This window comes from Pseudomonas sp. GW821-FHT07G06, assembly GCF_058986625.1.
Genome location: NZ_JBYSVW010000016.1, coordinates 109575 through 123362 on the forward strand (window position 1 = coordinate 109575; position 13788 = coordinate 123362).

14 protein-coding genes are annotated in these 13788 nt (G+C 62.1%); 9 read left to right on the forward strand and 5 right to left on the reverse strand.

Features of this window, described 5'->3' with window-relative positions:
* Nucleotides 1-3: 3 nt before the first annotated feature.
* The 3 genes from glcF to yghX all read left to right on the forward strand — a co-directional run bounded on the left by glcF (nt 4) and on the right by yghX (nt 2680).
* Nucleotides 4-1221 carry a glycolate oxidase subunit GlcF gene (glcF, locus tag AC3WJW_RS23550; RefSeq protein WP_493727593.1) on the forward strand — a complete coding sequence of 406 codons (1218 nt, stop codon included), beginning with the start codon at nt 4-6 and terminating at the stop codon, nt 1219-1221.
* Nucleotides 1222-1240: 19 nt separating this feature from the next.
* Nucleotides 1241-1642, forward strand: coding sequence for a heme-binding protein (locus AC3WJW_RS23555; RefSeq protein ID WP_407801892.1), 402 nt, complete (start codon nt 1241-1243; stop codon nt 1640-1642).
* Between the two features lie 150 nt (nt 1643-1792).
* Nucleotides 1793-2680: a YghX family hydrolase gene (yghX, locus tag AC3WJW_RS23560; protein ID WP_493727594.1), complete on the forward strand. Its 888-nt coding sequence runs from the start codon at nt 1793-1795 to the stop codon at nt 2678-2680.
* 142 nt (nt 2681-2822) lie between these two features.
* Here the strand turns inward: yghX and AC3WJW_RS23565 are convergent, their stop codons facing one another.
* Both AC3WJW_RS23565 and AC3WJW_RS23570 read right to left on the reverse strand, forming a co-directional pair.
* Entirely contained in the window at nt 2823-3476 is a 654-nt protein-coding gene (locus AC3WJW_RS23565; protein ID WP_429398773.1) for a peroxiredoxin, read from the reverse strand.
* Nucleotides 3477-3586: 110 nt separating this feature from the next.
* Nucleotides 3587-4531 (reverse strand): aldo/keto reductase, encoded by a 945-nt coding sequence (locus AC3WJW_RS23570; RefSeq protein WP_173900838.1) that lies wholly within the window; start codon nt 4529-4531, stop codon nt 3587-3589.
* Between the two features lie 129 nt (nt 4532-4660).
* Between AC3WJW_RS23570 and AC3WJW_RS23575 the strand changes: the two genes are divergently transcribed.
* Complete coding sequence (locus AC3WJW_RS23575; protein ID WP_493727595.1) at nt 4661-5449, forward strand: alpha/beta hydrolase; 789 nt, start codon at nt 4661-4663, stop codon at nt 5447-5449.
* 179 nt (nt 5450-5628) lie between these two features.
* Here AC3WJW_RS23575 and AC3WJW_RS23580 read toward each other — a convergent pair whose 3' ends face one another.
* Entirely contained in the window at nt 5629-6903 is a 1275-nt protein-coding gene (locus AC3WJW_RS23580) for a glucarate dehydratase family protein (RefSeq protein ID WP_493727596.1), read from the reverse strand.
* The gene (locus tag AC3WJW_RS23585; RefSeq protein WP_493727597.1) at nt 6900-8297 is read right to left on the reverse strand and encodes an MFS transporter; all 1398 of its coding nucleotides are present in this window, start codon (nt 8295-8297) and stop codon (nt 6900-6902) included. Before AC3WJW_RS23585 ends, AC3WJW_RS23580 begins: the two co-directional genes overlap by 4 nt.
* 131 nt (nt 8298-8428) lie before the next feature.
* On the opposite strand from AC3WJW_RS23585, the gene AC3WJW_RS23590 reads away from it, so the two are divergent.
* The 5 genes from AC3WJW_RS23590 to AC3WJW_RS23610 all read left to right on the forward strand — a co-directional run bounded on the left by AC3WJW_RS23590 (nt 8429) and on the right by AC3WJW_RS23610 (nt 12972).
* Nucleotides 8429-9331: a LysR family transcriptional regulator gene (locus tag AC3WJW_RS23590; RefSeq protein ID WP_493727598.1), complete on the forward strand. Its 903-nt coding sequence runs from the start codon at nt 8429-8431 to the stop codon at nt 9329-9331.
* Nucleotides 9332-9585: 254 nt separating this feature from the next.
* Nucleotides 9586-10215 (forward strand): hypothetical protein, encoded by a 630-nt coding sequence (locus AC3WJW_RS23595; protein ID WP_007975236.1) that lies wholly within the window; start codon nt 9586-9588, stop codon nt 10213-10215.
* Between the two features lie 19 nt (nt 10216-10234).
* Complete coding sequence (locus tag AC3WJW_RS23600) at nt 10235-10864, forward strand: helix-turn-helix transcriptional regulator (protein ID WP_218486146.1); 630 nt, start codon at nt 10235-10237, stop codon at nt 10862-10864.
* A 148-nt stretch (nt 10865-11012) separates the two neighbouring features.
* Nucleotides 11013-11873 (forward strand): CAP domain-containing protein, encoded by an 861-nt coding sequence (locus AC3WJW_RS23605; RefSeq protein ID WP_493727599.1) that lies wholly within the window; start codon nt 11013-11015, stop codon nt 11871-11873.
* Between the two features lie 697 nt (nt 11874-12570).
* Nucleotides 12571-12972 (forward strand): GFA family protein, encoded by a 402-nt coding sequence (locus AC3WJW_RS23610; protein WP_493727600.1) that lies wholly within the window; start codon nt 12571-12573, stop codon nt 12970-12972.
* A 151-nt stretch (nt 12973-13123) separates the two neighbouring features.
* Here AC3WJW_RS23610 and AC3WJW_RS23615 read toward each other — a convergent pair whose 3' ends face one another.
* A complete protein-coding gene (locus AC3WJW_RS23615) occupies nt 13124-13756 on the reverse strand; it encodes a Vgb family protein (RefSeq protein WP_218504196.1) in 633 nt (210 codons plus the stop codon).
* Between the last annotated feature and the right edge of the window lie 32 nt (nt 13757-13788).

Genomic DNA, 13788 nt, shown 5'->3' on the forward strand with positions numbered 1-13788 from the left:
ACCATGCAGACGACCCTGAGTGAACGCGCCCGCCATCTGCCCCGCGCCGCAGAAGCCGAAAGCATCCTGCGCACCTGCGTGCACTGCGGCTTCTGCAATGCCACCTGTCCGACCTATCAATTGCTCGGCGATGAACTGGACGGACCGCGGGGCCGCATCTACCTGATCAAGCAAGTGCTGGAAGGCAACGACGTCACGCAAAAGACCCAGCAACACCTGGATCGCTGCCTGTCGTGCCGCAACTGCGAAACCACCTGCCCATCGGGCGTCGACTACCACAACCTGCTGGACATCGGCCGCGCGGTGGTCGATGCGGCGGTGCCGCGCCCGCTCGGGCAGCGCCTGTTGCGCGAGGGATTGCGCCAGACCGTGCCGCATCCGGACCTGTTCAAGAGCCTGGTCAATGGCGGCCAGGTGTTCCGTGCGCTACTGCCCGATACCCTGCAAAGCAAATTGCCGCGCCATGCGCCGCCGGCCAAGCCGCGCCCCATGACACTGCGCGAACGTCAGGTGCTGATGCTCGAAGGCTGCGTGCAGCCGGCCCTGTCACCCAACACCAATGCCGCGGCGGCGCGGGTGCTGGACCGGTTGGGGATCAGCGTCATCGCGACCCGCGAAGCCGGTTGCTGCGGTGCCGTGGACTACCACCTGGACGCCCAGGCCGCCGGTCTCGATCGCGCCCGGCGCAACATCGACGCGTGGTGGCCGAGCATCGAAAAAGGCGCCGAGGCGATTGTGCAGACCGCCAGCGGGTGCGGCGCCTTCATCAAGGACTACGGCCATCTGCTCGCCAGCGACCCGGCCTATGCCGACAAGGCGAAAAAGGTCAGCGAACTGGCCCGGGACCTGGTGGAGGTGTTGCGCGACGAACCGCTGGAAAAACTCGGGATCCACGCCTCGCAGCGCCTGGCCTTCCATTGCCCTTGCACCTTGCAGCACGGGCAGAAACTCGGCGGCGCCGTGGAAGCGCTGCTGACCGGCCTCGGTTTCAACCTGACGTCCGTCCCCGACGGGCACCTGTGCTGCGGCTCGGCGGGCACCTATTCGCTGACCCAGCCCGAACTGTCGCGACAACTGCGCGACAACAAGCTCAATGCCCTGGAAAGCGGCCATCCCGAGGTCATCGTCACGGCCAACATCGGCTGCCAGTCGCACCTCGACGGCGCGGGCCGGACCCCGGTGCGGCACTGGATCGAACTGGTCGAAGCCGCCCTGCCTTAACCGAATCCCGGAGATGCCCATGAACCGCAAAGCCGTGCTGAGCCAGACCGAAGTCCAGCAGATCATCAAAGCCGCCCGTGCCGAGGCACAGGCCAATCAGTGGGCCGTGACCATAGTGGTGGTCGATGACGGCGGCCACCCGCTGGCCCTCGAACGCCTCGACGGTTGCGCACCGAGCAGTGCATATATCGCCACCGAAAAGGCCCGCACCTCAGCCCTCGGGCGGCGCGAATCGAAAAGCTATGAAGACATGGTCAACGGGGGGCGCTACGCTTTTCTGTCAGCACCCGTGCTGACTTCGCTCGAGGGTGGCGTGCCGATTGTTTTCGATGGCCAGGTGATCGGGGCTGTCGGGGTGTCAGGCGTCAAGCCCGAGCAGGATGCGCAAGTGGCCAAGGCCGGTGCGCAGTGCGTGAAATGAGATTTTAGCCTCACCCTTTAACCCCTGTGGGAGCGAGCCTGCTCGCGAAAGCGGTGTATCAGGCACCTGGATACTGAACCTGACGCCGTCTTCGCGAGCAGGCTCGCTCCCACAGGGGCCGTGTTCAACCTTCTGTGAGGAGTTGCACCGATGACCCGACTAACTGCCAAAGACTTTTCCCCGGAACTGCTGGAACTCTACGACTACTACGCCCACGGCAAGATCAATCGCCGGGAGTTTCTCGACCGCGCAGCGTTGTTCACCTTCGGCAGCATGACCGCCGGCGCCCTGCTCGCCGCGCTAAGCCCCAACTACGCGCTGGCCGAGCAAGTCGAGTTCACCGACCCGGATATCATTGCCGAGTACGTCACCTACCCTTCGCCCAAGGGCAACGGCCAGGTACGGGCTTATCTGGTGCGTCCGGCCAAGACCACCGGCAAGGTGCCGGCGGTGGTGGTCGTGCATGAAAACCGCGGGCTCAACCCGTACATCGAAGACGTGGCCCGGCGTGTGGCCAAGGCCGGTTTCATCGCTCTGGCTCCGGACGGCCTGACCTCGGTCGGCGGTTATCCGGGCAATGACGACAAGGGCCGCGAGCTTCAGGCCACGGTCGACCCGGAAAAGCTGATGAACGACTTTTTCGCCGCCGTCGAATGGATGATGAAACACCCTGCCGCCACCGGAAAAGTCGGCATCACCGGGTTCTGCTACGGCGGTGGCGTGACCAACGCCGCCGCCGTGGCCTATCCGGAACTGGGCGCCGCCGTGTCGTTTTATGGCCGTCAGCCAACGGCCGAGGAAGTGCCCCGAATCAAGGCACCGGTGATGCTGCACTACGGCGAACTGGATACGCGGATCAACGAGGGCTGGCCGGCCTATGAGAAAGCGTTGAAGGCCGGGGGCAAGACCTATGAGGCCTACATTTATCCGGGCGCCAATCATGGTTTCCACAACGACTCGACGCCGCGTTATGACGAGGCGGCGGCGAAGCTGGCTTGGGAGCGGACGTTGGGGTGGTTTAAAAAGTATCTGGTTTGAAGGACTCGGCCAGCAGGGCCGGCCTCTTCGCGAGCAGGCTCGCTCCCACATGGGGTCTTCAGTGGACACAAAATCTGTGTCCGACAGAGATCCAATGTGGGAGCGAGCCTGCTCGCGAAGGCGATTTCAGAGGCTGCTACAGTTACTTCGGCTGAGCCACCGTCCGCAGATACGGCTTCAATGTCTTGAAGCCATCCGGGTATTTCTTCTTCGCATCTTCATCAGACACCGAAGTCGGAATGATCACATCCTCGCCCGGCCGCCAGTTCACCGGCGTGGCAACGGTGTGCTTGGCATTCAGTTGCAGGGAATCGAGCAAGCGCAGCACTTCATCGAAATTGCGCCCGGCGCTCATCGGGTAGATCAGCATGGCCTTGACCTTCTTGTCCGGGCCGACGATGAACACCGAACGCACTGTGGCGTTGTCCACGGCTGTGCGCGCGCCGCCGCTGGCATTGGGGTGGATCATGTCGTAAAGCTTGGCCACCACCAGGTTTTCATCGCCGATCAGCGGATAATTGACCGCGCTGCCCTGAGTCTCGGCGATGTCGCCGACCCAACGGTTGTGGTCGCTGACCGGGTCGACGCTGAGGCCGATGACCTTGGTGTTGCGCTTGTCGAATTCGGGCTTGAGTTTGGCCAGGTAGCCCAGTTCAGTGGTGCACACCGGGGTGAAATCCTTGGGGTGGGAAAACAGGATGGCCCACCCGTCGCCGATCCATTGGTGAAAATTGAGCGTGCCTTCGGTGGTTTCGGCGGTGAAATCCGGTGCTTCGTCGCCAATGCGGATAGCCATGTTCGATCTCCTTGCAGTGATGGACAGGGACGCCGTCAGGGCAACGAATGCGCTTTCAACGGCATGGTCGCGGACAGTATAGGAGAGGCTGCGGGACTCGCCGGGCTGCGCTAGTCCACCAGCGCAATCAGTTGCTGACGCTGGGCATCGGTCAGCATCGGGCCGAAACCGGCCCGGGCATTTTCCGCCATGTAGCGCGGGTTGCCGGTGCCCGGAATCACGCAGGTCACCGCCGAATGCGACAGCAGGAACTTCAGTGCCAGTTGCGGCCAGCTCTTGACCCCGACTTGCGCCGCCCAGCCTGGTAGCGGCTTGTCTTTCAGTCTGGCCAGCAGGCCGCCACCGCCGAACGGCCGATTGCAGATCACCGCCACGCCCCGTTCACGGCACAACGGCAGCAAGCGTTTCTCGGCGCCGCGATCATCCAGGGCGTAGTTGATCTGCAGGAAATCCAGCGGTTCGGCCTTGAGTACCGCTTCCACTTCGTCGTAGGCCGACGCCGTGTAATGGGTGATGCCGATGTAGCGGATGCGCCCTTGTTCTTTCCAGTGGCGCAGGGTCGGCAAGTGCGTCTGCCAGTCCAGCAGGTTGTGGATCTGCATCAGGTCGATCCGGTCGGTCTGCAACAGGGCGAAGGATTGTTCCATCTGCGCGATGCCTTCTTCGCGCCCGCGGGTCCACACCTTGGTGGCCAGGAACGCCGGCGAGCGCGGCTCATGGATCGACAACAGTTCGCCGGTGGTCTGTTCGGCGCGACCGTACATCGGCGAACTGTCGATCAGCTTGCCACCCTTGTCGAACAACGCATCCAGTACCGCGGGCAAGTCCTTGTAGGCCGGTTGCGAAGGCTCGACGTCGAATCCGCGGTAAGTGCCCAAGCCTACGATCGGCAAGGACTCGTTGCTGGAAGGAATGGCGCGAGTCTGCATGGTCTTGCCTCCTGTTCCCGTCGACGGCGCGGGTTGCGCACCCGCCGGACCGAACGTGAAGACCGCCGAAGCACCGGCAGCCAGCGTGAGTATTTCTCTACGGGTGTAACCCTCAGGATGGCTCATAAAACGCTTCTCACCAGTCGTTCGGGTTTGGCCTGTTGCACCGACACGGCGGATAACATGTGCCAAGGGTCGATTGACTACACTCACAAGGCCCTGCGGCGCCAGTCACTTTCAAACCCCGAGCCGTCAATGCCGCCCACTAACGTTAGTCGAATGTCGCGCACCCTGGTGTTACTCGTCGTCATCGTCGCTGCGTTGTACCTGGCGCTGTGCGTGGCACTGTTCGTGTTTCAGCGGGCGCTGATCTATTACCCGCAACCGCGCACCGTCGGCGCAGCCGGGACGCTGCTCACCCTGCCGGTCGCCGACGCACGGGTGCTGGTGTCCATCCGGCCCCACGAAGGCCCGAATGCGCTGATCTACTTTGGCGGCAACGCCGAAGACGTCTCGCGCAACTTGCCCGGGTTCACCCAGGCGTTCCCTGACTACGCGCTGTATCTGCTGCATTACCGTGGCTTTGGCGGCAGTTCCGGCTCGCCTTCCGAAGAGGCCATCGCCCGCGACGCCTTGACCTTGTTCGACCAGGTGTATGCCAGCCACTCGCACGTGGCGGTGGTCGGACGCAGCCTGGGGTCGGGTGTCGCCGTGCGCCTGGCCAGCGAACGCCCGGCCGCGCGACTGGTATTGATCACGCCCTACAACAGCCTCGAAGGGCTGGCCGCTCGTCAGTTCCGCTGGTTTCCGGTGCGCTGGTTGTTGAAGGACAAATACCCGTCCTGGCAGTACGCCGCCCGCATCACGGTGCCGACGGTCTTGATAGCGGCCGAGCATGATGAAGTGATTCCGCGTTCGAGCACCGAGCGCCTGTTGAGTCATTTCACCAAAGGCGTGGCGTCGTTGCAGGTGATACCGGGGACGGAGCATAACTCGATCAGTGAAAGCCCTGAATACTTGAAGGCGCTGGGGGATGGGTTGTAGCAAGCAAGGTAGAACATACCTGTGATCTGTGATCTGTGATCTGTGGCGAGGGAGCTTGCTCCCGCTGGGTTGCGAAGCAACCCCCAAAAACAGGACTGCTACGCAGTCCAGCGGGAGCAAGCTCCCTCGCCACAGCAAGCTCCTTCGCCTCAGCAAGCCCCCCTTGCACGTCTTGCAGATCAAAACCGCGGTTTGACCGCCTTCCACTCCGGTTTGTATCGCTGCATCTGCTTCACGTCATCGCGCTGGCGAATGCCGCACGTCAGGTACTGGTCATGCAGCTTGCCCAACTGGTCGTGGTCAAGTTCCAGCCCCAGGCCCGGGGCGCGGGTGATTTTCACGCAGCCATCGACAATCGGCAGCTTGCCGCCCTTGATTACCTCTTCGTCGGGCTCCTGCCAGGGGTAATGGGTGTCGCAGGCGAAATCCAGGTTCGGCACCGCAGCGGCGACATGTGCCATGGCCATCAGGCTGATGCCCAGGTGCGAATTGGAATGCATCGACACCCCAAGACCAAAGGTTTCGCACATTTTCGCCAACGCCTGCGTGTCACGCAGGCCACCCCAATAATGGTGGTCGGCGAGGACAATCTGCACGCTGTTCTGTGCCACGCTGCGGCGGAACTCGTCGAAATCGGTGACCACCATGTTGGTCGCCAGGGGCAGACCGGTGCGCTTGTGCAGCTCGGCCATGCCCTCCAGGCCCGGCGTCGGGTCTTCGTAATATTGCAGGTCATCACCGAGCAGTTCGGCCATGCGGATCGAGGTTTGCAGCGACCAGTTGCCGTTCGGATCAATACGCAGCGGGTAACCGGGGAAGGCCTTTTTCAGCGCCTTGATGCACGACACTTCATGCTCGGGCGGCAAGGTGCCGGCCTTGAGCTTGATGCTCTTGAAGCCGTAGGCCTCGATCATCCGCCGCGCCTGGGCAACGATCTGCTCTTCGGTCAGGGCCTCGCCCCAACTGTCGGGCTTGTAGGGTGAATCGACGTGCTGCGCGTACTTGAAGAACAGGTAGGCGCTGAACGGAATCTCCTCGCGGATGGCCCCGCCCAGCAAGTCCACCAAGGGCACATTCAGGGAGTGCGCCTGCAAATCCAGAAACGCCACTTCGAAAGCCGAATAAGCATTGCTCACGGCTTTGCTGGCATGGGAGCCCGGCGCCAGTTCGGCACCGGCAATACTCGCCGGTTTGTTCGCCGCCACGGTGGCCTGGACGATGGCACGCAACTGATTGAGGTTGAACGGGTCAAGGCCGATCAGTTGCGTTTGCAGTTGCTGCTGGATCGCCAGCGCCGGAGCGTCGCCATAACTTTCACCCAGGCCGATGTAGCCGTTGTCGCTCTCGATCTCGATGATCGAGCGCAGCGCGAAGGGTTCGTGGATGCCGCTGGCGTTGAGCAAGGGCGGATCACGGAAGGCGATGGGCGTGACAGTGACTCGTTTGATTTTCAAGAGGCGGCTCCCGTTGGATCAGTTTTCAGGGCTGGATGACTGTTGGGCTTTTTTGCCGGTGTGCCGTCGGCCGCTTGGCCGCTCAACGCACGGAGGGCATCGCCACGGGGGGCGGTGCGGGCGAAAAAGATCACGATGGCGGCGACCAGCGAAGTGGCGGCCAGGCCGTAGAGCCCGCCTTCGATGGAGCCGGTGGTCTGCTCCAGGAACCCGAAGGTGGTCGGCGCGACGAAGCCACCGAGGTTACCGATGGAGTTGATCAGGGCGATCACCGCCGCGGCGATCCGGGCATCGAGATAGCCCTGGGGAATCGGCCAGAACAACGCCGAGGCGGCCTTGAAGCCGATGGCGGCAAAACAGATGGCGACGAAGGCAAAGACCGGGCCGCCGGTGGTGGACATGAACATGCCGAATGCCGCGATCACCAGCGTCACCGCTACCCAGGCCTGTTGGTACTTCCATTTGCTGGCCATGGCCGCGAAGCCATACATCGCGACGATGGAAATGATCCACGGAATCGAGTTGAACAGGCCGACCTGGAAATCGCCGAGGTTGCCCATTTTCTTGATCATGCTCGGCAGCCAGAACGTGGCACCGTAGATGGTCAGGGCGATGGAAAAGTAGATGAAGCAGAACAGCAGGATCTGTCGGTCGGCCAGCAGTTTGAAAATCGAGGGTTTGACCCCCTGCGTGGCTTCGCGAGCCTGTTGCTCCTGAGCAATCGCGTCGATCAGCGCGGTTTGTTCTTCGTCGCTCAGCCACTTGGCTTGCCGTGGGTGGGATTGCAGCCAGAACCAGACGAACCCGCAGAGCACGATGGAAGCAAAGCCTTCGATCAGGAACATCCACTGCCAACCGTGCAGGCTCAAGCCGCTGACGTTGAGCAGTGCACCGGACACCGGACCGGAAATCACCGAGGCAATGGCCGAACCACTGAGGAAAATCGCCATCGCCTTGCCGCGCTCGGTCGACGGTAGCCATTGGGTGAAGTAGTAGATGATGCCGGGGAAAAAACCCGCTTCGGCGGCTCCGAGTATGAAGCGCAGCACGTAGAAACTGGTTTCGCCACGGACAAACGCCATGGCCATCGCGGCGGCGCCCCAGGTGAACATGATCCGCGTCAACCAGGCGCGGGCACCGTAGCGTTGCAGCAGCAGGTTGGACGGCACTTCGAAGATGGCGTACCCGATAAAGAACAGCCCTGCACCCAGGCCGTAGGCGGCGGCGCCAATGCCCAGGTCGGTTTCCAGGTGGCTGCGCACGAAGCCGATATTGACCCGGTCGATGTAGTTGACGATGAACATCACCACGAACAGCGGCAGTACATGGCGCTTGACCTTGGCGGCGGCGCGGGCGAGCACATTCGGGTCTGGCGGAATCTGGAGGGTATTCAAGGGGCGACTCCCGATCATTGTTTTTTTGGGGGATAGCTTTGGGGATGGCGTGTGACGTGGCCCGATCATGGACGCGAGTATTGATCCCGTCTAATCTAACTTGGCATTCGATTGATACTTGGATTAGATCAATGTTCGAACTGACTCAACTGCGATGTTTCACCACCGTGGCAACCGAACTGAATTTCCGCCGCGCCGCCGAACGGCTGAACATGACCCAACCGCCTCTCAGCCGACAGATTCAGTTGCTGGAACATCACCTGGGCGTCGAACTGTTCACCCGCAGCACCCGCAGCGTCGCGCTCACCGCCGCCGGCCGGGCCTTCTTTATCGAAGCCCAGAACCTGCTGGAGCGCGCCCAGCAAGCGGCAGTGACGGCCCGGCGATTCGCCGAGGGCGACATCGGTTCGGTCAATATCGGTTTCGTCGGTAGCGCGGTCTACGAGTTCCTGCCCAAGGTCATCGCCGAGGCGCGACTCAAACAGCCCCACGTCAAAATCGACCTGTCGGAGATGAACACCTACCAGCAACACGAAGCCTTGCGCGCACGCCGCATCGACCTCGGCATCGCCCGGGCGCCGCTGCTGGAACCGGGCTACTCCACCGAATGCCTGGTGCGCGAGCCGTTCGTGCTGGCGGTGCCGAGTACGCACCGCCTGGCCAGTGCCGGATCGGTATCCGTCCAGGACCTCGATGGGCAACCGTTCCTGATGTACTCCCACGCGGCTTACCCGCCGTTCAACGAACTGCTGACCGGCATGCTGCGCTCGGCCCGCGTCGCCCCGGATTACGTGCAGTGGCTCGGCTCGTCATTGACCATCCTGGCACTGGTCAACGCCGCCATGGGCCTGGCCCTGGTGCCGCGTTGCGCGACCAGTGTGGTGTTCAGGAACGTGGTGTTCCGCGATATCGATCTGGGCGAAGGCGTACAGAGCGAGTTGCACCTGATCTGGCGCGAGAACAACGACAACCCGGCGTTTGCGATGTTGCTGGACGGAATTCGGCGCGCGGTGCGGGAGGGATGGGGGGTGTAGATCAGCTTTGAAAAACCCTCTATCAGACACACACCTGTGGCGAGGGAGCTTGCTCCCGCTGGACTGCGCAGCAGGCCCTGCTTTTCGGATAAAGAGCTGGGGTCGCTTCGCAACCCAACGGGGGCAAGCCCCCTCGCCACAGAAAGCCCTTCAGTCGCGACCATTGGTCCGAGATTCTGCCTCCGGCCAATAAAAGCATATTTTTATGCCTATATTGATATTGTCGAACGTTCCCACTCTCAGAGGGTGCCGTCATGAATATCAAAACCCTGGCTTTGCTCCTGCTGGCTTTCTGTGCGCAACCGGTCTGGAGCCAGACGCCTGCCGCCTCACCCGCCGCTGCCGACAGCCCCGCGCTGACCACGCGCCTGGCCGAGCGTGACCTTTGGGTCGAACACATTTTCTGGATCAGAAACTACGCACTGGCCAATCAATCCGCCGACCAGAAACAAGCCAAGGTCGCAGCCGATCAGGTGGTCGACAACGCCACCAAGATCGCCAACAGCATCGCCCCGCTCTACGGCCAACCAGCGGCGGATCAACTGCTCAAGTTGCTTGCCGGCCATTGGGGCGCGGTGAAACACTACAGCGATGCCACAGTGGCCAAGGACGCCAAGGGCAAGCAGGCCGCCGTCACCGAACTGACCAGCAATGCCAAGGCAATTGCGGCGTTCCTGGCCACGGCGAACCCCAATCTGCCTGAGGCGACACTGGTGACAATGTTGTCAGCCCATGGCGGTCACCACATCACCCAGATCGATGAATTCGCAGCACATGATTACGCCGGCGAAGCCCGTACCTGGGCGATGATGCGCACGCACATCCTGGCCCTGGCCGATGCGTTGACCGGCGCGCTGGTCAAGCAATTCCCGGACAAGTTCTGATATCGCGCGAGGCTATCCCATGCTGGAAGGACTGGGCCGAACACAGCAAGACCTGCTCAATGCGCTGCTGCACCATGCTGGCGGCATGAGCATTGACGAGTTGGCTGAACATCTGGCCGTTACGCGCACCGCGATCCGCCAACACCTGGCGGCGCTGGAGCGTGACGGCCTGGTGCTGCGCGGCGACACCCGCCCGACGGGGCGTCGCCCGGAGCAGCTGTATCGGCTCACTGACCACGCACGGGAGCAGTTCCCTCGCCACTATCAGCTACTGGCCAGCGTCCTGATCGATGAAGTCGCCGCCATCATCGGCCCCGAAGCCCTGGCTTCGCTGATGCGCAGCATGGGCCGAAAGCTGGCGCTGGACCGTGAACAACAGGTCGTCGACGAAACCAGGATCGTGCAGCACATGAACCAGGCGGGCTACGAAGCCGAGGTGTTTTTTCGCTCGGGCGACACGCCGGAAATCGTCGCGCATAACTGCGTATTCCATCGCCTGGCCGCCGAGCATCCGGTGGTCTGCGAACTGGACCTGGCCTTGATCGGCGCACTGGGCGGCGGCGAAGTCGAACACAGCGAGTGCATGGTGCGCGGCGGGCATGTCTGTCGCTTCAGGTTGCGACCTAGCGAGAAGCAGGATCCCGTTTAAACAGCGCACTACGCCCTACCCTTCGTCGGACGCCTCGGCTGGATGACAGGCAGCTGCTTGTCCGCCGTGAACCTTGTGTCGAGACACCAGTCATACCCTGCGTTTTCCCCCACTCCTATCGTCGTCATCTCATCCGAGTTGTCCGTTCATGCGCCAAACCGTCGTTGCCTTGCGCTTTGCTTCGCTGTGCCTGTGTTCCCTGCTCCCCGTTTTTGCCAGCCCCGCCCACGCCGATGGGCAACGGCAACTGGTCAACGCCATCAACGACTACCGCGCCCATCCGCAACGTTGCGACCGGCGCCCCGCGCAACGCCTGTCACCTCTGACGCTCAAATCGAACCTGGCCTTGCCCGTTGGCTATGGCGGTGGGTTGCGGGACCGGTTGAAGGCTTCCGGCTATCAGGCCACCATGGTGCGTTCTATCCGCGTGGTGGGTGCACGGGATGCCGACGAAGCCTTCGATATGTTCCAGGAGGAGCACTGCGCCGCACTGCTCGACAACCAGTACGCCGACATCGGTGTCAGCCGCGCCGGGAGCGAGTGGCAAGTGGTGCTGGCGCGGCCGGTGCTCGACCGGCAAACCGCCGATCCCCGCAGTGCCGCACAGGCGTTGCTGGCGCAGGTCAACGCTGCCCGGGCCAGGCCGCGCCTGTGTGGTCGCCAACGTTTCGCCGCCGCGCGGCCGCTGTCCTGGAGTGCGGCCTTGGGTTCCGCAGCACAAAGTCACAGCAAGGATATGGCCTACGGCAACTATTTCGCCCACCAGGACCCCGACGGTGACATGCCCTCCGACCGCGCCAGGGCTGCCGGCTACCGTGGCCGACAGATCGGCGAAAACATCGCCGCCGGGCAAGGTTCACCGAGCAAGGCCATGGCCGGCTGGCTCGCCAGTCCCGGGCACTGCGCCAACCTGATGAACCCGATATTCACCCAGGTCGGCGCCGCGTACGCCGCCAACGCCCGCAGCGACAACGGTGTTTACTGGACGATGCTGTTCGGCGCGCCTTGAGCCGCCGGCCAGCCCCACCTTGCGGGCATTGAAAAGGTTCTCGACGGAAAACTGTAGGAGCCAGCCTGCTGGCGATGGACTCAAGCGCGCCGCGTTCATCCAGATCACACGCGTTATCGTTAACGACCATCGCTGGCAAGCCAGCTCCCACAAGGGGCCATGCCCACGCTGAAACTACTGTAGGAGCCAGCCTGCTGGCGATGGACTCCAGTGCGCCGCGTTCATCCAGTTCGCCCGCGTTATCGTTCACGACCATCGCTGGCAGGCCAGCTCCCACAAGGGTCCGCGCCCACGCTGGCTCCTACAAAGACACCGTGTGAGTCGTGAAAAAACCAAGGCATTAAAAAGCCCGCACTGAGCGGGCTTCGTGGGTGAGTACAAGTAGGTGGCCGGTGCTGGTCTCCGGCTTACAAGGTTTATCAGGCCTCCCACAAAAGAGTCGTGAAACTGTAATGGAACTCTTCTGCTTCACACGGCATAAGGGCTGGATCCCAGCGCGGGGATCTTTCTAACCGTGTACCCTTCGGAACGCGCCCCACGTCTCCTTGCTATCCTTTTGCGCATCAGTCTGCGTCTTCACCTACAAAGTTGAGGATAGCAAAACAGGGACGATTGCCAACCGGGCTTTTAGACCGATTTCGACCAGCAGAAAACATGGCAGGACGGAAAAATACTATTGATACAGGGATGACTGTACATGGATGAGTTTCACCGAGGCAGTTGCCTTTGCGGCGCCGTCAAATATCGCGTGTCGAGCGAGCTGAAAGCCGTCACCCATTGCCATTGCAGCCAATGCCGAAAGAGCCATGGGGCGGCGTTTGCGACCTATGCGAGCGCGCCCGCCTCGTCGCTGTCGATCATGACCGGCACTGATTCGCTGCAGGCGTTTGAATCATCCAAAGGTGTCACGCGGCAGTTCTGTTCCCGCTGCGGATCTTCGCTGTTCTGGACTGACTCGACAGGCGCGTTTTCCGAGTGGGTTTCGATTGCCCTCGGCTCGCTGGATACGCCGCTACGGACACACAAGCAAAAACATGTTTGTGTCGGCTCGAAAGCGGATTGGTACGAGATCAACGATCAGCATCCACAAGCGGACTGAGTGGTGGAGCGTGGTCACTGAAGATCCACTGTGGGAGCGAGCCTGCTCGCGATAGCGTCAAATCAATCAACATTGATGTTGCCTGACACCCTGCATTCGCGAGCAGGCTCGCTCCCACAAAGGTTATACCCGGTGACCTGGCTGCAGCGCCTCACGAAGGCCGACGCACCACCCTCACCTTACCGCTTTCGCCGCCACCGCAGAACAACCGCTCGCCGCCATCGGACTCCAGTCCCGACACGCCGACGCCTTCGGGCATCCTGAGGCTCTCGAGTACTTCACCGGTTTGCGAGTCGATGCGCCGCAACTCACTCTCGTCGCCCTCCCAGGTGCCATGCCACAGCGAACCTTGCACCCAGGTCACGCCAGTGACGAAACGGTTGGATTCGAGTGTGCGCAGGATCTTGCCGGTCTCGGGGTCGATCTGGTGGATCTTGCGTTCGCGGTACTGGCCCACCCACAACGTCCCTTCGGCCCAGGTCAGCCCCGAATCGGTGCCGGCGCCGGGGGCCGGAATCGTCGAGAGGATGCGCCCGGTGCGGGGGTCGATCTTGTGGATGCGGTCGTCGGCGATCTGGAACAGGTGCTCGCCATCGAACGCGGTGCCGGCATGGGCAGCGACATCGATCGAGTCCAGCAGCTTGCCGCTTTCCGGGTCGAGGGCGTTGATTTTGCTGTTGCTGGCGAACCAGACCTTTTTGCCGTCCCAGGTGACGCCGCACACATGATCGACCTCGGCAAACGGGCCATATTCACGAATGACTTCAGCAGTTGCGTGTTTCATCTGGAAATCCTCAATGGGGGGTTGGTGGCGTT

Bases quoted from the DNA above. Each gene is read 5' to 3' on its own strand.
- glcF (WP_493727593.1), top strand. From the start codon at position 4: ATGCAGACGACCCTGAGTGAACGCGCCCGCCATCTGCCCCGCGCCGCA.
- AC3WJW_RS23555 (WP_407801892.1), top strand. From the start codon at position 1,241: ATGAACCGCAAAGCCGTGCTGAGCCAGACCGAAGTCCAGCAGATCATC.
- yghX (WP_493727594.1), top strand. From the start codon at position 1,793: ATGACCCGACTAACTGCCAAAGACTTTTCCCCGGAACTGCTGGAACTC.
- AC3WJW_RS23565 (WP_429398773.1), bottom strand. From the start codon at position 3,476: ATGGCTATCCGCATTGGCGACGAAGCACCGGATTTCACCGCCGAAACC.
- AC3WJW_RS23570 (WP_173900838.1), bottom strand. From the start codon at position 4,531: ATGAGCCATCCTGAGGGTTACACCCGTAGAGAAATACTCACGCTGGCT.
- AC3WJW_RS23575 (WP_493727595.1), top strand. From the start codon at position 4,661: ATGCCGCCCACTAACGTTAGTCGAATGTCGCGCACCCTGGTGTTACTC.
- AC3WJW_RS23590 (WP_493727598.1), top strand. From the start codon at position 8,429: ATGTTCGAACTGACTCAACTGCGATGTTTCACCACCGTGGCAACCGAA.
- AC3WJW_RS23595 (WP_007975236.1), top strand. From the start codon at position 9,586: ATGAATATCAAAACCCTGGCTTTGCTCCTGCTGGCTTTCTGTGCGCAA.
- AC3WJW_RS23600 (WP_218486146.1), top strand. From the start codon at position 10,235: ATGCTGGAAGGACTGGGCCGAACACAGCAAGACCTGCTCAATGCGCTG.
- AC3WJW_RS23605 (WP_493727599.1), top strand. From the start codon at position 11,013: ATGCGCCAAACCGTCGTTGCCTTGCGCTTTGCTTCGCTGTGCCTGTGT.
- AC3WJW_RS23610 (WP_493727600.1), top strand. From the start codon at position 12,571: ATGGATGAGTTTCACCGAGGCAGTTGCCTTTGCGGCGCCGTCAAATAT.
- AC3WJW_RS23615 (WP_218504196.1), bottom strand. From the start codon at position 13,756: ATGAAACACGCAACTGCTGAAGTCATTCGTGAATATGGCCCGTTTGCC.